The organism is Corynebacterium sp. p3-SID1761, assembly GCF_055862885.1.
In genome coordinates this window covers 1-19,951 of sequence record NZ_JBSQBJ010000021.1, presented here as the reverse complement: position 1 = coordinate 19,951, position 19,951 = coordinate 1, and the positions used below count along the sequence as shown (strand labels likewise).

Below are 19,951 nucleotides of genomic sequence, written 5' to 3'. Positions count from 1 at the left end.
AGAATGGCATTTGCACACCAAGCAGAAAGGCGATTATTACCGTGACCCCCACCTTGAACGCGTCGGGCCGCTCACCTCAGGCCAGCGTCGAACGCGGGGCCACCATCGCCAGAAAATACAAGATGCACGATGTTGCGGATCGTGTACAAAGACTCGTCAATGCGAAGTACCGCACCTCAGCCGTCGTTATCATCGGCGAGGTCAAGCGTGGCAAATCCTCCCTCGTCAATGCCCTGGTTGGCAGGCGCGATTTACTTCCAGTGGACGTCATTACCACGACCAGCGCCCCAATTCGCATTCACACGGAACCCGACCAAGGTGACGACCAACCAGTGCTGGCACGTCTTGTACGCGGCACGAAACATGATCCGATTGACCCATCTGAGCTGAAGAACTGGGTAACCCAGGAGGCCGTTGATGCCATCAACCAAGCTCCGAAAGATAGTAAGGAAGTAGCCTCTCTTCCGAGCGCCGCTGAGCTGCTAGTTCCCTACTCTGGTCTGGGCAAAGTGACAATCATTGATACCCCTGGCGTAGGCGGACTCGATGAGCATGCGGTGGCAGCCTCCCTCACTGAAGCCCGCAACGCCGGCGTGTTGCTTATGGTTTGCGATGCGTCCACTCCGATCACCGCACCAGAAATGGATATCTTGCGCCGTGCACGCGAGCAGGTCGGAAGCGTCATCGTTGCAGTCACCAAGACGGACAAGAATGTTCGCCGCTGGCGTTCCATCGTCGCCGATGACCAACGCCTTATCGCCGAGCACTTGGGGCTGGATATCCCAGTCATTGGTGTGTCCTCGTTGCGGGCATTGGACGCGGCGGAATTGGCGTCACCAGAAAAAAGAAGAGAGATCGAACGCCGGTGCGGCATTGCTGAGCTGCGTCAACAGATCATCAATCATGTGAACTCGCCGGGCAACCTCGGCACCGTCACCGCGCTGGAGATCACCAAGTCCACGATGCAGACGATCACGACTGACATCCAGCGCGACATCAAGCTATACGACAAAACAAGCGACGCCGTCGGGGAGCTCGAGGTGGAAAAGCGCAGACTGGAAGCTTTCCGCGATTCCACCAGCGAGTGGGAGCAGCTTTTCATGCGCGATATTCAGCTGAGCCGCAACAAGGTTTCCGCTGGAATGGACGCGGCGCTGACGGATGTGAAGACGCGTTGGACAAACCGCATTAACTCCGAAGGAATGCGCGTTTTGCGCAGTAAACCGCAGGTCTTTACCAGCCAAATTGAGATCGAGCTGCGGCAAATCATGGAGCGAACCGTGATGTCGATGGTCGGCGAGGTTCTGGCACGCGCCAACCAATTGTTCCAAGGCCGTCAGGACATGGTGGACCAGGTGCAGCAGCAAATCTTCGCCGCGATGGCTCCGCCGCAGTCGCTGAGTCATGATGTGGAAAAGAAGACCACGGGGTTGGTGGATCCGTCGATGCTGACCATGGGCCTGGTGGGTGCGGGTGCACTGACGGTGGTTATCCCCTTCGCACCAGTTGCCGCGGCTGCCTGGATCGGCGTGAACATGGGCTATCGCGCGATGCGCAACGGTAAGCAGTATCTGCTGTCTTGGTTGCGCGAGACCATCGCGACGACTCGCACGTCCATCAACCGCATGATCGACATCACCATTACCACGGGCAGGACGGAGATCCTGCTGCGTCATCGTTCCGCCATCCGACACGAGCAGCGCAACCTGCAGGGCAAGATCGAATCCGCCCAAAAGATCGCCCGCGAGTCCGAAGCCCAGCGCAAACAGACAATCTCCCGGTTGAAAAAGAACTTGGATATCGTCAATCAGACCATTAGCGAGCTGGACGAGCATCTGGAAACTCTGAAGGCACGGTCGGGCTCCCGAATTGCTCAACAAGGCACCGGTATCAGCACCAGCCAGAATGTAAGGAGGGAACGTAGATGACCCAGGAGAATCAGATTCGGTCGGCCTCTGCGCACCTGAGCCAGCGTGTGTCCGACCTGACCCTGCTGCTAACGCAGGCGGTGGATGCCTTAGCCGGCGGTTCACCGGATCTCGCCGCCCGCGCCAATGAGCTGCGCCTCATGGTTACGCGCCCGCCGCGAGTAGCCATTGTTGGTCGTTTGAAGTCCGGTAAGTCCACATTGGTCAATGCACTTACCGAGAATCTCATTGCCGCCACCGGTGCCCTGGAATGCACCATGGCTGTCAGCATGTATCACAGCGGCGCGCCCGCCCGCGCCGAGATTCACACTGTCGACGGGCAGGTTCTCCGCGTACCGCTCAACAACGGTCCGTTGAACGCCCTTGGGGTACCGCTTAACCAAGTCGACTATATTGACCAGTTCCTGCCCAACCGACGGCTAGAAGAACTCACCCTGATCGATACGCCTGGTACTGCCACTCTGACGGTAGAAAACGAAGAACGCACGCGCCGGGTTCTCGTCGACGGGCAGCAGGATACGCGCCGTGCAAGTGGTTGGGCCGACTGCCTTGTCTTTTTGTCGGACTCCGCGCCGCGCGAAGACGAAAAGCAGTTCCTTTCCCAGTTGGGTATGACGCCCCTTAATACAGTGGGCATCCTTTCCCGTGCGGATTCTTTCGGCTCCGGTGCTTTCGGCCCTATCGATCCGCTGCAGCACGCGCGCCAGCACGCCGACAGTATTCAAAAGAAGCTGGTGAGCACGGTGCAGCGCACCATTCCGCTCTCGGGTCTGATGGCCGAATCGGCACTGACGGGCAAGGTCACTGGCGAAGTGGCTCGACAGTTAAGCATGTTGGCGCATTTGGATCGAGAAGGGCTGCTTGACCTTTTAGAGGCCGAAGATCCGTCCCAGATCGTGCCGAATTTCACGGCAACTACCCGCGACAATCTCCTGGACGTCATGGGTGAATACGGTGTGTTTGCTGGGCGCAGCATCGCCGCCGAGGGCGGAGCGCCTGCACTTGTGAACTGGATGGTAGAAACTTCCGGCGTGTCGGAGCTCGTGCACCTCCTCACCGGCGACATCACCTACTTCGCTGTACTTCAGCGCGCAGCAAGAATGCTGGATGTGTTGGACGACCTGGCCTCCAACCACCCAGACCTCCAGCACGTGCGGTGGGTGCAGTCGGTGACCCTGGCTCAGCCGGGAATGCACTTCGTCATGCTGTACCGCAGCTACCGCAATACGTATGCAACCACCCCTGATTCGCGCCTTCTTCCGCTGCTTCGAGCCGCAGTGACAGCCGGCCACCCCGCCGAAACCGTGAGATTGCCTCGCGAAACGCCGATCGAGCAAGTCCGTGATGCAATTGAAAATCAAATCGCGGAACTCCAGCAAATGTCCATGTCTCCGCTGTCTGCGGCGGAAGACGAGGCGCGCGAACGTCTGCTGGGTTCTTTCCAATCGGCATTGCAAGCAACACATTAAGCGCCAGATAAGGCGTTACAGTGTAAGCTACTTATGCCTTAAAAACATGTAATTCAGGAGCTGTACTTTTCATGACCAACGCATGGCACCTGGCAATCGACTTCGGAACCTCGAATACGGCTGCCGCGCACCAAAGCCCGATGGGTCGAGACATCACTGCCCTCGCGTTGACGCACCGCTCCAACATTATGCCTTCTGCGGTGTTTCTCGATTCCTCGACCGGCGCCCATGCCGCCAACGATGGCGAACCGAAACTGCTTAATGGTGACTCCGCCCTGGCTCGTGGCCGTCGTGATCCCTCGCGCCTGCTCCTCAGCCCGAAGCGCTACATCGACCACGACGAGGTACAGCTCGCAGCTCGCGATCTCCCACTGACGAAGGTTGTGGGCTCCGTGCTGGGTGCCGTACTTCGCTCTGGCAAGGCCCAGCACGCCAACCAGGATCCCGCGACGGTCACCCTTACTCACCCGGAGGCCTGGTCTGCGCACTCCGTGGATCAGCTGAAGCGAAGTGCCGTCGCCGCAGGTATTCCGGAACAGAACCTGCGCGTGCTTTCCGAGCCGCGCGCTGCTGCTATCCACTACGCCTCGCAACAGTCCGTCTCGCCAGGCTCGCACGTCGCAGTGTTTGACTTCGGTGGCGGCACCTTGGACATTGCAGTGCTGCAGGCGAAGCAGGACGGCAACTTCGAGGTCGTGGCGGCCAAGGGCGATAACAGCCTCGGCGGCCGCACAATCGACAACCTGATGTACCGCTGGGTTCTGGATCAGCTGGAACACGATGACCCGGATCTGGCTGACTACGTGCGCTCCTCCCCGATCACCACGGTGCATGCACTGGAATCCAGTATTCGCGAGGCCAAGGAGATCCTGTCAGATACCTCCTCCGCAACGATCAGCGTTTCTACTCCCCACGGGGAAACCGACTTGCTGATCACCCGCGACGAGTTCAACGGCATCATTGAGCAATCCATTATGCGTTGCGTCGAGTTGACCCGTGCTGCTCTGACCCAAGCGGGCGTCGATTCCACGAAGACCCCGATTTACATGACCGGCGGATCGTCGCGTATTCCATTTGTTCAGGATCGGCTGGGTGAAGTCGGCACGGTCATGACGCTCGACGACCCGAAGACCGTGGTGAGCCGCGGCGCACTGGCTGCGACGCTGCGTGGGTTTACCGGTGGCGCTCCGGCTCAAGGCATGCGCCCGGGTGGTTCCGCTGGACATACCAGCGCTGCCAATGCAGGTGCCGGTGCCGGTGCTGCGGCAGCTGCTGCACGCCCCGGCCAGCCTGATCCGGCAACTTCTCCCGGCATGTCCCGCCCATATCAGAACCCGACTCAGAGTCCGAATAGCGGTTCTCACCAAGGCACGTCCAACGCGACGCAATCGTTCAGCCGTCCGCCGCAGACCGCGGCTTTCGCTCCAAGTTCGGTCAATTCCTACGGCCCTAGCAACTTCGCCGGTTCTCATACTTCCGCTAGCGCAGTGAAATCGAAGAAGTCCAACACTCCGGTGGTGGTCACGGCGTGCCTGGCAATCCTCGCAGTGGTCGTGGCCGTAGGATTCGTCGTTTTCAGCAGTGGTGGCAATGATGGAAACGGAAGTGGTGACGACGGAGGAAATCCGCCCTTTACTGAGGCTAGCCCTTACACCCCAACGAGTACGCCGTACGAGTCGGACTCTTACAAGCCACTGAGTTCCCTCCTGCCCGATGTTAAAGACTATATGCCGACAGGCTTCTACAACCGCCTAACTAGCTGCGATACCAAGGCTAAAAAGCCCTTCTCCCTCAGTGATGCGTTCGAATCCATGGATACGGAGATGTATTCTTGCCTCCCCGAGAGTAGTTCTGTCAAGGATCACTCTTCCGAGTCGATGTACACCGGCTTTAAGTACATTCAAACTGGTGACGATGGTCAGAAGGTCTACGACCACGCCCAGAGCTCAACATTAAAGGGCAAGACTCTGCAGCAAGCAGGCAATGGCTGGCCTGAAATCATCTATTATTCCGGTGGCAAATACTCGATTCCCGATGCCCTCGCTTGGTACCCGGAGAAAAAGGCAGCCATCGTGATCCATGGGCAGATCGATCAAACCGAGGATCAAACCAAGGAAATGCTGAAGTTCTTCAACCTCATGCCACAGGGCTAGCCGTTTCCACGAACTAGAGCCCCACAACGCCGAGCACGTGTTCAGCGTTGTGGGGCTATTACTTTCTTGAGGGGAACGTAAAGGGGACTTGGTGAGTCGAGGAGGCCGCCCTACCTATGCGCTAGTGACGCCAGCCTCCACCAATGCCGCCTTTAGCTTCGCACGGGCACGGTTAATGCGTGATTTGACCGTTTGAATCGGAATCCCCTGGTGGGCAGCAATGTCCTGGTAGCTCATGCCGGTGTATTCCCGCAGCACGATGACTTCACGGAAATCATCCGGCAACTGAGCTAGCGCCTCTCGAACAACCATTGCAGAGGTCACCTGAGACCCCACCTCCGGGGTCAGAGCGACCTCATCCGCACCTGCGTCTTCCTCCGGCACATCCCGGCGCGAGCGGACGATCTGCAGCGCTGCATTAGAGGCAATGCGGTACGCCCACGTGGAGAACCGCGCGCGTCCATCAAACTTCTCAATGTTCTTCCACGCTGAAGTCAAAGCGTTTTGCAGGGCATCTTCTGCGTCAGCGCGATTGCCCGTAATGGACAAGCAAACAGAAAACATCCTCCCCCAAGCCTGGCGCGCCAGGCGCGCAAAAGCCTGCTGGTCACCCTCATGGGCTTTGGCCAGCAGGTCGCGCTCCTCGTCGCGGGTGAGTTCTTGCCTTACGGTGTTGCTAGTCGACAATTCCGCCACCCCTTACATTCCGCTGAGGTCGGTCAGATCGTCGGGGTGATCGTCCTCATAATGATCGCTGTATGCATCATCAAGGTCACCATCCAGGCCGTCGCCCAGATCGTTGAGACCCTCCAGATCGTCCGTGGCAGCCGGATCATCCGGAGCCTCCTGACTTTCCGTGCCAGCGGTCAGATCGTCTGGAAGTTCATCGCCAGTATCGGGGTTACTATCCGAAGCCTCTCTGGGGAGATCGTCCACCGAGGTGGCGTCATCCAAAGTCGAAGAAGAACCGTCGAGATCCGTAAGGTCAACTTCGTCAGAAGCATCCTCCGCGGGGAAGGAATCCAAATCGGGGATGAGATCCCCCTCTGGCATCTCGGTATTCGGGTCGACAGCCACGTCAAACATTTGGTTAAACATGTCGTCGAGCTCCTGTTCCGAAAAACCGGATCCCGAGCCTAGCTGAGCGTCGTTGCCGAAAAGCTCCTCCAGGGAGGGCAGAATTGGGGTGTCTGCCTCGGCGCCAGCGGATGGGCCAACCATGTGTCCTCCGTTATCGATCGAGTCGCTCATCGTTCACCTCCTTTCCACCAACAACAGCGAAACAACAAGACTGCACTGAAGCTGGTCATGCAGGTAGCAGAAAACCGCTTCAGGACAGCTATGTAATGCATGCGGCAGGCAGAAGGTTCCCGCGAGCAATAAAAGAACTGCTTTAAAAGATTATGCACCATGTTGCACATAGTTCAACAGGAAAACCTTGATGACCAGCTGGTTGGTTTAACACCAACCCAAACGTTAGACAACCAAAACCAAAGAAGTGACGCCGGTAACAGCATACGACGACTAGAGTGGGGAGGAAGAACAACCGCGTACGGATAGGAGCCCGCCGCAATGCCCATTAAGAGCGACCGCCCAGACATCGAACTCAGCCCGCTGGGGCTCTACGATTACATCTTCGGCAACCTCTCCACCGAGGAGGAAGACCGGGTCGCCGTCATCGACATTGCCGATGGCTCCGAAACGACGTTTGCCCAGCTGCAGAACTACATTGAGTCCACGGCGGGCTGGCTAGCCAGCAAGGGCATCAAAAAGGGAGACGTAGTAGCGCTACACCTTCCCAACTCCTTGAACTTTATCGTCGCAGCGTACGGCCTGTGGCGCATTGGTGCAGTTCCTTCTCCCCTATCTCTGCTTTCTACGCCGGAAAGCGTGACGGAGCAGGTGAAGGACTCTGGCGCGAAGATGCTGCTCACCGTTGCCGCGCTTGGTGACGCCTCGGCTCAGAGGGCTAAGGATGCAGGAATCGAGGAGGACAACATCGTCTTCCTGGATACATCGAAGGGCATGCAACAGATTATGGCGGAGCGCCGCACGGCTCCCGCGGTGGAGATTAACCCGGATGAGGATCTGGCAGTACTCCCCTACTCCTCTGGTACCACCGGGTTGCCAAAGGGAGTGCGTTTGATGCACCGTCAGTTGGTTGCGAACGTACAGCAGGGGCAAGACATTCACCTTGTGCGCCCGGAGGACAAGGTTTACGCCGTGCTGCCGTTCTTCCACATCTACGGTCTGACCGCTCTGGTGAACCTGGCATTGGCGCAGCGCGCCACGCTGGTCGTTGTACCGCGCTTCGAGCTACAGAGCTTCCTGGAGCACCACCAGAAGTTCGGGGTAACGTTTACTCTGATCGCGCCGCCTATTGCAGTCCAGCTGGCCAAGCACCCCATGGTGGATAACTACGACCTTTCTCAAATGCGCAGCTTCTTTAGCGGAGCTGCGACATTGGATGAGGAACTGGCCTTGGCGTTGGAAAAGCGCCTGGGCATCCATGTGCAGCAGGGCTATGGCATGACTGAGACTTCACCGCTGGCACATGCCAACGTATCCAAGGACATTAACCGTGGTTCCATCGGCAAGCCTTGCGCAAACACGGAAAGCAAGCTGGTGAATCCGGAAACCCTGGAAGAGATCCCGCTGCCCGCGGAGGGTGTCTCCGAGGTCGGTGAGCTCTGGGTTCGCGGCCCGCAGATTATGGCCGGATACCTTAACAAGCCGGAGGAAACCGCAGCCGCGCTACCGGGCGACGGTTGGCTGCGCACTGGCGATCTGGCTAACTCCGATCCAGAGGGCAACGTCCATATTGTGGATCGCTTGAAGGAGCTGATCAAGTACAAGGGCTACCAAGTTCCGCCCGCAGAGCTAGAGTCCGTACTGTTGAGCCACCCCGAGATCGCCGATGCCGCCGTCGTCGGCGTACATCGCGCTTCAGATGGTGAAGAGCTGCCGAAGGCATTCGTTGTTGCCCAGCGAGGATCTGCACTCAACGAGCAGCAGGTAATGGATTTCGTTGCGGAGCGCGTGGCTCCCTACAAGAAGATTCGCATTGTGGAATTCGTGCAGGGAATCCCCAAGTCCTCCACCGGTAAGATCCTTCGCCGCGAGCTCCGCGAGCGCGACGGCGTCAATTAATCTTCGACGATAGGTACGCGGCGGTAAGTACCGTCGCGTAGATCCGCATCCTCGATTTCGTGGCGGGAAATCCCCAGGATGAACAGCACCTGATCGAGGAAGGGGTAGTTCACCGAGGTATCGGCGATCTCCTTGAGCGCTGGCTTTGCATTGAACGCAATGCCCAGACCCGCGGTAGACAGCATGTCAATGTCGTTGGCACCATCGCCTACGGCGACGGTCTGGTTCAACTTAATTCCGTTGGACCAAGCAAATTCCTTCAGGCTCTCAGCCTTGGCCTGGCGGTCGATCACAGGGCCGATGACCCGACCAGTAAGCTTGCCATCAATAATTTCAAGGGTGTTGGCGCGGGCGAAGTCCAGGTCCAACTCGCGTGCCAGTGGTTCGATGACCTGGATAAAACCACCGGAAACCACACCCGTTTTGTACCCCAAGCGCTTCAAGGTGCGGATAGTCGTGCGGGCACCGGGGGTCAGCTGAATGTCACGTGCTACTTTCTCCACCACTGAGGCTTCCAAACCGGCCAGTGCCTTGACGCGCTCGTGGAGAGATTCAGCGAAGTCTAACTCGCCACGCATGGCGCGTTCTGTGACCGCGGCAACCTCCGCTTCGCGGCCTGCGTAGGCGGCCAGCATCTCAATGACTTCGTGCTGAATAAGGGTCGAATCAACATCGAAGCAGATGAGGCGCTTGGCGCGGCGGGACAACCCCGCACGCTCGATAGCGATATCCACTCCTACCTCCGTCGTGAGCGTTGCAAGTGCCTTGCGCAGGGGCACACCGCCACCGGGTGCTGGGTTGGCGACTGTAAGGCTCAGCTCCAGCCCAGTGACTGGGTAGTCGGCAATACCGGTAATCGTGTCGATGTTCGCACCGTAGTCAGCCAGAGTTTGGCCGATGCGGGAAATATGAGTCGCAGTCAGCGGACGCCCCAGCACGACCATCACGTGCGTCGAGTGCGGGCGCGTGCTCGACAGATTATCGTCGGCTTCCACGCTGACTCGCATTCCATAGGATGCGAGAGTTTCCTCCAGCCCTTCGCCGAGAGGCTCTAGGTCTTCTTGTCCGACGCCCACTAGCGCCGCCAGCGATAGCTTTCCTCGGAAGACTGACTGTTCAATGTCGAGGAGTTGAACCCCGTAGGAGGATAGTACGCGGAAGAAGGCCGCGGATACGCCCGGCCGATCGGGGCCGGTGACCGTGATGACACTGGGAGCTAAGCCTTCCTGCAGGGTGTCCTCCAGGGCGATCTCGAAGTGCGGATCGTCGGCGAGTGCAGCGCGCGAGGCGGCCTGGGACGACGTGGACGACTGCTGATTGGCGGGAGAGTTGGAGTTGCTGGCGTTATTTGAGGTAGTCACGGGCTATATTGTCCCACTTCCCTACGAGAAGTGATAACTGAACCTGAACAGCTCACCATTTCACGCTCCCCACCTTCAAACTCGCAGTAGTTTCGGCGTCTTTTTTGTAGCGATGTGGAAGGCGCGATCTTGGAGGTCTTAGGCCCCACCACAATCACCACGATTCAGCACCATAATGTCGCTGAATCGGGAATCTGCCCGCGCAAGATCACGCGTGGCAAAAATCGAAAGCGTTTGACCTGCCCTTTTGTTTATTGTTCTCCATTTTCATTTAGCAAGTTCTCAATCTAACGACATTCTTCATCTAAGTCATGGAGCTTCCGAGGGCTTTCACTAAACCTGCGGACATACGAAAATCCACACCCTGCGTAGTTAGGGTGTGGATTCAGTGTGCGACTTCCAGAGGAGGAAGCGGTATTGCAGCCTCTACCTGCTCGGCCGCCAGGGACCTAGCGACTGCGCTGGGCAGTCGCAGAGGTGAGGTGGCGTCACCAGACTGTGCATTTAGAAGTGGCGACCGACATGAGCCTCGTCGCGCATACGCTTAACCATGTGCGGGTGGTGCAACTCGAACGCCGGACGCTCGGAGCGGATACGAGGCATGGAGGTGAAGTTGTGGCGCGGGGGCGGGCAGGAGGTTGCCCACTCCAGGGAGTTGCCGTAGCCCCACGGATCGTCCACGGTAACGACCTCGCCGTAGCGGTAGGACTTGAACACGTTCCACAGGAACGGGATCATCGAGATCGCCAGGATGCAGGCACCCACGGTGGAGACCTGGTTCAGGGTCGTGAAACCATCGGTCGGCAGGTAGTCAGCGTAACGACGCGGCATACCCATGTTGCCCAGCCAGTGCTGAATCAAGAACGTGGTGTGGAAGCCGATGGTGACCAGCCAGAAGTGGATCTTGCCCAGCTTCTCGTCCAGCATGCGCCCGGTCATCTTCGGGAACCAGAAGTAAACGCCTGCGAAGGAAGCGTAGGTCACGGTACCGAACAGGGTGTAGTGGAAGTGAGCGACCACGAAGTAGGAGTCCGAAACGTGGAAGTCCAGCGCCGGGGAGGCCAGCATAACACCGGTCAGACCACCGAACAGGAAGGTGGCGAAGAAGCCAATGGCGAAGACCATCGGGGTCTCGAAGGTCAGGCGACCCTTCCACATGGTGCCCAGCCAGTTGAAGAACTTCATACCGGTCGGCACACCGATCAGGAACGTCATGAAGGAGAAGAACGGCAGCAGCACGGCGCCGGTCACGAACATGTGGTGTGCCCACACAGCCATGGACAGTGCAGCAATCGACAGGGTTGCGAACACCAGGCCAACGTAGCCGAACATCGGCTTGCGGGAGAACACCGGGAAAACCTCAGACACGATACCGAAGAACGGCAGTGCCAGGACGTACACCTCAGGGTGACCGAAGAACCAGAAGAGGTGCTGCCACAGAATAGCGCCACCGTTGCCGGCGTCGTAGATGTGGCCACCCAGCTTGCGGTCGTAGAACACACCAAGTGCAGCTGCAGTCAGGAGCGGGAAGATCAGCAGAACCAGCAGAGAGGTAACGAAGATGTTCCAGGTGAAGATCGGCATGCGGAACATGGTCATACCCGGTGCGCGGAGGCACAGGATGGTGGTGATCATGTTCACGGCGGAGGCGATGGTACCGATACCACCGACGCCGACACCCAGGATCCACAGTTCAGAGCCCACACCCGGAGAGTGCGTAACGTCTGCCAGCGGCATGTACATCGTCCAACCGAAGTCTGCTGCACCACCCGGAGTCAGGAAGCCGAGCAGCATCACGACACCACCAGCGGTGGTCATCCAGAAGCCGAAGGCGTTCAGACGGGGGAAAGCCACGTCAGGGGCGCCGATCTGTAGCGGCATGATGTAGTTCGCGAAACCGAACACCATCGGAGAGCCGTACAGCAGCAGCATGATCGTGCCGTGCATCGTGAACAGCTGGTTGAACTGCTCGTTGGACAGGAATTGCTGACCCGGCTCGAAGAGCTCAATACGGATCAACAGGGCCATCAAGCCACCAATCATGAAGAAGGTGAAGGACATGATTAGGTACATGATGCCCAGGAGCTTGTGGTCGGTCGTGGTCAGCATCTTCCATGCGAGGTTGCCACGTGGCACCTCACCGAAAGGCGCAGGCCGAGCCGGGGAAACCTCATGGCTTTCCCTTGGCGCTACTGCGGTCATATTCTTCCTCCTGACTACGCGTGACCTGCCTTTATTCACCTGCAAGCTCTAGCTAACTCACAGGATCCTTCAGGCAAGCCACCCAAAAGAATGTTTCGTCTGCACCGTTCCCGCGTGGTCGATTTCGTCAATAACCGACCAGAACGGACACAGAATGTTTACATAGTATCCCGTTACTGCGATTTTCAATAGCCCGGGACGAGGCCAAAGCAGCAGAACCCACGTTTTCGGGGGTGCTGCCTCGCTGTTGAGAAGTCGCTGTTTAGAAGTCCCAATCGTCGTCGACCGTATTCTCGGCCTTACCTATTACATAAGAGGAACCAGAACCGGAGAAGAAGTCGTGGTTCTCGTCGCCACCCGGGTTCAGAGCCGAGAGGATCGCCGGAGACACACGAGTCTCGTCCGCCGGGAACAGCCCTTCGTAGCCCAGGTTGTTCAGCGCCTTGTTTGCGTTGTAGCGCAAGAAGCGCTTGACGTCCTCTGTCCAGCCGAGATCGTCATAAAGATCCTCGGTGTACTGTGCCTCGTTGTCGTACAACTCCAGCAGTAGGTCGAAGGTGTGCTCCTTCAACTCCTCCTGGCGCTCCGGGGTCTCCTTCTCCAGAGCGCGCTGGTACTTGTAGCCAATGTAGTAACCGTGCACAGACTCATCGCGGATGATCAGGCGGATAATGTCTGCGGTGTTGGTCAGCTTCGCGTGCGAGGACCAGTACATCGGCAGGTAGAAACCGGAGTAGAAGAGGAAGCTCTCCAGCAGCACAGAGGCAATCTTCTTCTTCATCGGGTCGTCGCCCTCGTAGAAGTCGAGAATGATCTTTGCCTTGTTTTGCAGCTTCTCATTCTCTTCGGACCAACGGAAGGCGTCGTTAATCTCAGGTGTAGAGGCCAGCGTCATAAAGATAGAGGAATAAGACTTCGCGTGAACGCTCTCCATAAAGGAGATATTCGTAAAGACGGCTTCCTCGTGTGGAGTGGCAGCATCCTCGATCAGCTTTACTGCACCAACTGTGCCCTGAATCGTATCCAGCATGGTCAGGCCGGTGAACACACGCATGGTGGCCTGCTTCTCCATGTCATTTAGTGTGGACCAGCTGGGGACGTCGTTGGACAGTGGCACCTTTTCGGGTAGCCAGAAGTTGGCAGTGAGGCGATCCCACACTTCCAGGTCCTTGTCATCTGGGATGCTGTTCCAGTTGATGGCGGATACCGGATCGCCGTCGACGCGGTGTACGGGAGTGTGGGGTGCGTGCGCACTCATCGCTTACGTGTCTCCTTCTCACAGAACGTGCTGATTTTCTTGCTGTCCCTCAGCTTGTGCACTTCGCCCCATGTTACCCCGTTTCCGCGACGCACCCCCCCTCGGCCACCACCCCCATTTTGGGGGGTCTTTCTTAATGACGCCCTCAGCGCGCGCTGGAGCCGATTTCAGCCCGGAGCTGGGGGCGTCACTACCTAAAGAGCACGTCAGGATTGGTTTACAGGGCAACCTAAGTAAAGACAGCCTCACCGACTATACAATAGGCTCTGACCTGCATTGATAATATAAGGGTAGCCTGCGTTTGCTAGCCGATTGGATAAACCCTGAGTACGGTGAGCTGCATGGAAATCAACGAGAAGTTTCAGAAGCAATTGAATGAACAGGTCACCGCTGAGCACCAGGCTGCGCTGGTTTACACCCAGCTGGCTTATGAGCTGGACCGCCTCTCCTTCGACGGCATGAGCAGCTGGATGCAGGCACAGGCCGATGAGGAGCGCGAGCACGCTCAGAAGTTCGCACAGCACCTGCTGGACCGCGACGCGCGCGTGGACATCGAGACTGTTGAGATGCCTTCCCTGAAGATCTCCACCCCGCTGGATGCCTTCGAGGCTTCCCTCGAGCACGAGCGTAAGGTCTCCGCACTGATCCGCGATCTGGTGAAGACCGCCGACGAGGTTGGCGACATTGACTCCCGCAACCTGCTGAACTTCTTCCTGGAGGAGCAGATCGAGGAGGAAGCTACAGTAAGCAACATCATCGACCGCATCAAGCTGGTGGGCAACGATGGTTCCGGCCTGCTGCGCATCGACGCAGAGCTGGGCAACCGCTAGCAACCATTAACAAGGCCACTCAACGGCCAATAACAAAAGCCGACTGGGATTCCTCCCAGTCGGCTTTTTCATGCTCGGTGGAGGCCGCCCTCCACCTAGAGCAGGCCGCTCCCCTCCCCACTTAGAGCATGCAGCTCACGCAGCCCTCAACCTCGGTGCCGGTCAAGGCCGTCTGGCGGAGGCGGATGTAGTAGATCGTCTTGATCCCCTTGCGCCACGCATAGATCTGCGCACGGTTGATGTCGCGCGTGGTGGCGGTGTCCTTGAAGAACAGGGTCAGCGATAGGCCCTGATCCACGTACTTCGTCGCGACTGCGTAAGTGTCGATGATCTTTTCGTAGCCGATCTCGTACGCGTCCTCGTAGTACTCCAGGTTGTCGTTCGTCATGTACGGAGCCGGGTAGTACACACGACCGATCTTGCCCTCCTTACGAATTTCGATCTTGGAGGCGATCGGGTGAATCGAGGATGTGGAGTTGTTGATGTAGGAGATGGAACCCGTCGGCGGAATAGCCTGCAGGTTGCGGTTGTATAGACCGTGAGCCTGCACATCGTCCTTCAGCTGTTGCCAGTCCTGCGCGGTTGGCACCTGGATGCTGGAGTTGCCGATGATTTGGCGGATACGCTCCGTCTTCGGTGCAAACTCCGCCGGATCGTAGCGGTCGAAGAACTCGCCGCTGGCATAATCGGAGTTTTCGAAGTTGTGGAACCTCTCGCCACGCTCCTGGGCGATCTTGTTGGATGCCTTCAGAGCTTCGTACATCACTGCTGCGAAGTATGCATTGGTGAAGTCCAGAGCTTCTTCTGAACCGTAGTGGATGTGCTCGCGCCCCAGGAAGCCATGCAGGTTCATCTGTCCCAGGCCAATGGCGTGGGAGTTGTCGTTACCCTGGCGAACCGAAGGAACCGAGTCGATGGAGGTTTGATCTGCCACTGCGGTCAGGCCGCGAATCGCGGTCTCGATGGTCTTAGAGAAGTCCGCAGAGTCCATGGCCTTCGCGATGTTCATGGAGCCCAGGTTGCAGGAGATGTCATCGCCGATGGTCTTGTACGTCAGATCAGCGTTGAACTCCGATGGGGTCGAAACCTGCAGAATTTCGGAGCACAGGTTGGAGTGCGTGATACGACCTTCGATCGGGTTGGCCTTGTTCACCGTGTCCTCAAACATGATGTACGGGTAGCCCGACTCGAACTGGATCTCCGCCAGCGTTTGGAAGAACGCGCGCGCATTGATCTTGGACTTACGGATGCGCGGATCCTCCACCATCTCCTCGTAGTGCTCGGTGATGGAGACATCGGCAAATGGCTTGCCGTAGACGCGTTCAACGTCGTACGGGCTGAACAGATACATGTCGTCATTGCGCTTGGCCAGCTCAAAGGTGATATCCGGGATGACCACTCCCAGAGAGAGCGTCTTAATACGGATCTTTTCATCCGCATTCTCGCGCTTGGTGTCCAGGAAGCGCAGGATATCCGGGTGGTGTGCGTGGAGATATACTGCGCCGGCACCCTGACGGGCACCCAGCTGGTTGGCGTAGCTAAAGGCATCTTCCAGCAGCTTCATCACGGGGATCACACCGGAGGATTGGTTCTCGATGTGCTTAATCGGCGCACCGGCCTCGCGCACATTCGACAGCAACAGTGCTACGCCACCGCCGCGCTTGGATAGTTGCAGCGCGGAGTTAATGGATCGGCCAATCGACTCCATGTTGTCCTCAATGCGCAGGAGGAAGCAGGACACCGGCTCCCCGCGCTGCTTCTTGCCAATGTTGAGGAAGGTGGGCGTTGCAGGCTGGAAGCGACCGTCCATGATCTCGTCGACGAGGTTCGACGCCAACTCGGTATCCCCTGCTGCTAGCCCCAGTGCGACCATGCATACGCGGTCTTCGAAACGTTCCAAGTAGCGGCGTCCGTCGAAGGTCTTCAGCGTATAGGAAGTGTAGTACTTGTACGCGCCCAGGAAGGACTGGAAGCGGAACTTCTTGGCATAAGCCTGCTTAAACAGGGACTTTACGAAACTGAACTCGTACTGATTCAACACCGCAGGATCGTAGTACTCGTTGTCCACGAGGTACTTGATCTTCTCTTCCAAGTCGTGGAAGTACACAGTGTTCTGATTCACGTGCTGCAGGAAGTACTGGTTAGCAGCCTCACGATCCTTGTCGAACTGGATCTCTCCCGCGTCGTTGTACAGGTTCAACATTGCGTTCAGAGCGTGATAATCCAGCTGCTCCCGCTGGTCAACGGGCTCCTGGACAGTCTTTCCAATCTCGGTGCCAGTCATGTGTTTTGTGTTCTCCTAAAAAACTCGCGCTAAGAAAGTCTATTCGCGCCTATATATTCGTTTCGATTCTAATCAGTGCCCCGGACATGCGCGGGGCGGATGCGGAGCTCTTACTCCGCTGGGTTTTCAACCCGCTGTGTCAGCTTGCTAACTCCCAGCGTCCTTCGTTTCGCAAAGAAGTCTCGAACTCCGCTAAGCCTGCACGCACCCTTTGGACGTCCTCCTCGGTTCCCATCAGTTCAAAGCGATATAGATAGGGAACTTGGCACTTGGCGGAGATCACCTCCCCGGCCTTTCCGAAGTCAGCTCCGAAGTTGATGTTGCCGGAGGCGATCACGCCGCGCAGCCACTTACGGTTTTGCTCCACATTGAGGAACTTGATCACCTGTTTCGGCACTGGGCGCGAAAACTCTCCTGTCATCCCTGCTCCCCCGCCATACGTTGGCACTATCAGGACATGTGGTTGGTCGACCAGCAGGGGGGCGTCGCTACGCTTAAGTGGAATGCGACTAGAAGGTAGACCGAGCTTCCGTACAAAGCGGTGAGTGTTCTCTGTCGTGGAGGAAAAATACGTGATCAGCATTGAGCCTCATCCTAAACAGCAATGCACATAGTCAGTGGTGCGCTAAAAAGAGCCTCCACCGGAGATGGTGAAGGCAATTGGCGCGCAGATTAGGCAGCCTCTGCGGTCAGGGTGCGAATGCGATCGGGGCGGAAGCCGGACCAGTGATCTTCGCCAGCAACAACCACAGGTGCCTGCAGGTGGCCCAGCGCCATGACGTAGTCGCGAGCTTCATCGTCGAGGCTGATGTCCACGAGTTCGTAATCAAGACCGGCCTTGTCGAGAGCCTTCTTGGTGGCGTTGCACTGAACACATGCGGGCTTGGTGTAGACGGTGATCATGGTGGCTGTCATTCTCCTGAATACTTCAAAAATACTTCGGATTGTTCGGCCCGGCGACAATGATTTCTATGGGCGCTATCGGTGTAGGTTTTCGTCAGTGTACGTCTGGCGGGGCTTATGTACCGCGCCCCTCGTTGACTTGCTTAAGACTACACATCACAAGCGTGTAAGACAACCGCAAAAACACAACATTTTGGGTCGCAATTAATCACTGAACACTACATCTAGTAGTTACAAGTTGAGTATTCGCAGGTGGTAGATTTTCCCACCACTACATCTAGCCACATGAAAAACATGCATGTAATTTCAAAGCAAGGATTACGCCAAACAGAGAAGCCATCTGTGAGCTGGCAAAAGCCCCTCAAGCCATGTCTTTGCCGCCCCCAAGCAATAAAAATCCCCCGCCTCACGCAACAGTGCGCGAGCACTGAAACGAAAAGACGGGGGAAGGTGGAACCCTCTGGCTTTAGCCCTGGCGAGCCTTGAAGCGAGGTTCCTTCTTGTTGATCACGTAGACCTTACCGCGGCGACGAACGACCTGAGCGCCCGGCTTGTTCTTCAGCGACCGAAGGGACTTGCGGACCTTCATCGGGCGCTCCTTTCCTCATCGACTTTCTTTACATCGCCAGGCAACGCAGGCTAAAAACCCGCTTATGCCACCCGGCACAAACACAAACGATGAGTCTACCCACCGACTCACTCAAAACCAAATAGGTGCATAAGCTGACGGACGGTCTAGCATCGGAAGGCATGAGCCCTTCACCTGAAAAGTCCACCGGCATCCCCAGCCCCTCCCACACCGCGAATGCGCGCCCTCTGCACGCGCGCATTGTCGAAGAACTGGGGGTTCGCTCCACTATCGACCCGGCCGCTGAAGTGGAACGTCGTGTGCAGTTCATCGCCAACTATCTGCAGGCCACACGCACCCGAACCCTAGTGCTGGGCATCTCCGGCGGCCAGGACTCCACGCTCGCAGGCAAGCTATGCCAGTTAGCATGTGATCGCCTCAATGAACAGGCCGCCAAGGACCAAGCTGCCGATCAGCCATACCGTTTCTGCGCCGTGCGCCTGCCCTATGGAGTCCAGGCAGACGAGGACGACGCACAGATTGCGCTGGAGTTTATCGCACCGAGTATGGGCGTCACCGTCAACATTAAGGGTGCCACTGACGAAGCAGCGCGAGCAACGAGCGAGGCCCTCGGCATTTCGCACGTCAGCGACTTCAACAAGGGCAATATTAAGGCGCGCGAGCGCATGATCGCACAATATGCGCTCGCCGGCGAACTCGGCGGATTGGTTGTAGGCACAGATCATGCAGCAGAGGCAATCACGGGGTTCTACACCAAACACGGCGACGGTGCGGCAGACCTCATGCCACTGGCGGGACTCACGAAGCGACAGGGCGCAGCCCTACTGCAGCACCTCGGCGCCCCCGATAGCACCTGGCAGAAAGTCCCCACCGCCGACCTGGAAGAAGATCGTCCTGCCCTGCCCGACGAAGAGGCGCTAGGTGTGACGTACACGCAGCTTGACGATTACTTGGAAAGCACCAATGGTGCCGCAGACCTAGATCCGCAGGTCGCTAAGCACATCGAAGGCCTGTGGTTCCGGTCGCGTCACAAGCGGCATCTGCCGGTTGTTCCTCACGACAACTGGTGGCAGGCAGACTAGTTAGAACACGAACTGATCCAGAATCAGTGCGGTGAAGGCTAGGAACCAAGCCACAATTACCAGCAGTGGCATTCCCAGTGCGGAGTGAGGAACGCCCTCCCCCGCTTCACGACGCTGTTCGCGCAGGATGTGCACCAAGGTCATCACAAACATCGGCAGCGTCGCGGCCCACACCGCCATGCAATAAGGGCAAAGCGCGCCGATGGAGTAGATCGCAGCATAGGCCAGCCAGTGCACAAACACCACGCCCAGCGCCAACCCCGCCAGCGTGCAGTACCACATCCAGCGCGGGAGCTTCGCGCCGACGATGAGCATCACGGCCAAGGTCATCATCACCGGAAAACCAATCAGACCGATAAAGGGGTTGGCGAACCCGAACGCAGATGCCTGATCCGAGGCCATCACGTCCGTACACGAGATCACCTCGTTGAAGGTGCAGGCTGGCTTGAAGTCGGGGTTCAGCGCCATCTGCAGCTTGTCGTGCATGATCAAGGCGGAGAAGATCAGCCCGATCGTGGATAGCACCAGGAAGGTAATACCGAAGCGCTTCGTCGCTCCTAGACCGTTCATGAGTTTTCTCTCTGATTGTTTGTGACGCCCACACCTGTCTCGAACCGCATCGTTGCTATGAAGCGGTAGTTGAGACAGCCACAGCGGAGCCCTTTCACCTCGGTAAACTCCCTGAGCTGGGCGATTTCCATTGAGAACAGATTAGCACGCTGTGCGCGCTACTCCCCTTTTC

General features: G+C 57.6%; 16 protein-coding genes. 6 read left to right on the top strand and 10 right to left on the bottom strand.

The window, feature by feature from the left end; genetic code table 11:
* Positions 1 to 41: 41 nt before the first annotated feature.
* The 3 genes from ACWXWJ_RS09175 (at position 42) to ACWXWJ_RS09165 (ending at position 5,550) form a co-directional block, all read left to right on the top strand.
* On the top strand, positions 42 to 1,928 hold the full coding sequence (locus ACWXWJ_RS09175) for a dynamin family protein (protein ID WP_473964204.1): 1,887 nt from the start codon (positions 42 to 44) through the stop codon (positions 1,926 to 1,928).
* On the top strand, positions 1,925 to 3,397 hold the full coding sequence (locus tag ACWXWJ_RS09170) for a GTPase (protein WP_293791867.1): 1,473 nt from the start codon (positions 1,925 to 1,927) through the stop codon (positions 3,395 to 3,397). The genes ACWXWJ_RS09175 and ACWXWJ_RS09170 overlap by 4 nt, the downstream gene beginning before the upstream one ends.
* A gap of 71 nt (positions 3,398 to 3,468) precedes the next feature.
* The gene (locus ACWXWJ_RS09165; RefSeq protein ID WP_473964203.1) at positions 3,469 to 5,550 is read left to right on the top strand and encodes an Hsp70 family protein; all 2,082 of its coding nucleotides are present in this window, start codon (positions 3,469 to 3,471) and stop codon (positions 5,548 to 5,550) included.
* A 114-nt stretch (positions 5,551 to 5,664) separates the two neighbouring features.
* On the opposite strand, the gene ACWXWJ_RS09160 is transcribed toward ACWXWJ_RS09165, so the two are convergent.
* Complete coding sequence (locus ACWXWJ_RS09160) at positions 5,665 to 6,237, bottom strand: RNA polymerase sigma factor (RefSeq protein ID WP_293791869.1); 573 nt, start codon at positions 6,235 to 6,237, stop codon at positions 5,665 to 5,667.
* A 12-nt stretch (positions 6,238 to 6,249) separates the two neighbouring features.
* Positions 6,250 to 6,801, bottom strand: a complete 552-nt coding sequence (locus ACWXWJ_RS09155) for a hypothetical protein (protein ID WP_473964202.1) — start codon at positions 6,799 to 6,801, stop codon at positions 6,250 to 6,252.
* Between the two features lie 321 nt (positions 6,802 to 7,122).
* On the opposite strand from ACWXWJ_RS09155, the gene ACWXWJ_RS09150 reads away from it, so the two are divergent.
* The gene (locus ACWXWJ_RS09150; RefSeq protein ID WP_473964201.1) at positions 7,123 to 8,700 is read left to right on the top strand and encodes an AMP-binding protein; all 1,578 of its coding nucleotides are present in this window, start codon (positions 7,123 to 7,125) and stop codon (positions 8,698 to 8,700) included.
* On the opposite strand, the gene serB is transcribed toward ACWXWJ_RS09150, so the two are convergent.
* The 3 genes from serB to nrdF all read right to left on the bottom strand — a co-directional run bounded on the left by serB (position 8,697) and on the right by nrdF (position 13,521).
* Positions 8,697 to 10,061 (bottom strand): phosphoserine phosphatase SerB, encoded by a 1,365-nt coding sequence (serB, locus tag ACWXWJ_RS09145; RefSeq protein WP_293791872.1) that lies wholly within the window; start codon positions 10,059 to 10,061, stop codon positions 8,697 to 8,699. The genes ACWXWJ_RS09150 and serB overlap by 4 nt on opposite strands.
* A gap of 504 nt (positions 10,062 to 10,565) precedes the next feature.
* Positions 10,566 to 12,263, bottom strand: coding sequence for an aa3-type cytochrome oxidase subunit I (gene ctaD, locus ACWXWJ_RS09140; RefSeq protein ID WP_293791874.1), 1,698 nt, complete (start codon positions 12,261 to 12,263; stop codon positions 10,566 to 10,568).
* A gap of 262 nt (positions 12,264 to 12,525) precedes the next feature.
* The gene (gene nrdF / locus ACWXWJ_RS09135; protein ID WP_034975901.1) at positions 12,526 to 13,521 is read right to left on the bottom strand and encodes a class 1b ribonucleoside-diphosphate reductase subunit beta; all 996 of its coding nucleotides are present in this window, start codon (positions 13,519 to 13,521) and stop codon (positions 12,526 to 12,528) included.
* Positions 13,522 to 13,862: 341 nt separating this feature from the next.
* On the opposite strand from nrdF, the gene ACWXWJ_RS09130 reads away from it, so the two are divergent.
* Positions 13,863 to 14,351, top strand: a complete 489-nt coding sequence (locus tag ACWXWJ_RS09130) for a ferritin (protein WP_011273156.1) — start codon at positions 13,863 to 13,865, stop codon at positions 14,349 to 14,351.
* 121 nt (positions 14,352 to 14,472) lie between these two features.
* Here ACWXWJ_RS09130 and nrdE read toward each other — a convergent pair whose 3' ends face one another.
* The 4 genes from nrdE to ykgO all read right to left on the bottom strand — a co-directional run bounded on the left by nrdE (position 14,473) and on the right by ykgO (position 18,127).
* Complete coding sequence (gene nrdE, locus ACWXWJ_RS09125) at positions 14,473 to 16,635, bottom strand: class 1b ribonucleoside-diphosphate reductase subunit alpha (RefSeq protein WP_293791878.1); 2,163 nt, start codon at positions 16,633 to 16,635, stop codon at positions 14,473 to 14,475.
* 139 nt (positions 16,636 to 16,774) lie between these two features.
* Positions 16,775 to 17,218, bottom strand: coding sequence for a class Ib ribonucleoside-diphosphate reductase assembly flavoprotein NrdI (gene nrdI / locus ACWXWJ_RS09120; protein WP_034984600.1), 444 nt, complete (start codon positions 17,216 to 17,218; stop codon positions 16,775 to 16,777).
* A gap of 89 nt (positions 17,219 to 17,307) precedes the next feature.
* Complete coding sequence (nrdH, locus tag ACWXWJ_RS09115) at positions 17,308 to 17,538, bottom strand: glutaredoxin-like protein NrdH (protein WP_034984644.1); 231 nt, start codon at positions 17,536 to 17,538, stop codon at positions 17,308 to 17,310.
* A 466-nt stretch (positions 17,539 to 18,004) separates the two neighbouring features.
* A complete protein-coding gene (gene ykgO, locus ACWXWJ_RS09110; RefSeq protein ID WP_005511141.1) occupies positions 18,005 to 18,127 on the bottom strand; it encodes a type B 50S ribosomal protein L36 in 123 nt (40 codons plus the stop codon).
* Positions 18,128 to 18,288: 161 nt separating this feature from the next.
* Between ykgO and nadE the strand changes: the two genes are divergently transcribed.
* Positions 18,289 to 19,209, top strand: coding sequence for an ammonia-dependent NAD(+) synthetase (nadE, locus tag ACWXWJ_RS09105; protein ID WP_448307439.1), 921 nt, complete (start codon positions 18,289 to 18,291; stop codon positions 19,207 to 19,209).
* Here the strand turns inward: nadE and ACWXWJ_RS09100 are convergent, their stop codons facing one another.
* A complete protein-coding gene (locus ACWXWJ_RS09100; protein WP_293791907.1) occupies positions 19,210 to 19,779 on the bottom strand; it encodes a vitamin K epoxide reductase family protein in 570 nt (189 codons plus the stop codon).
* Positions 19,780 to 19,951 lie beyond the last annotated feature (172 nt).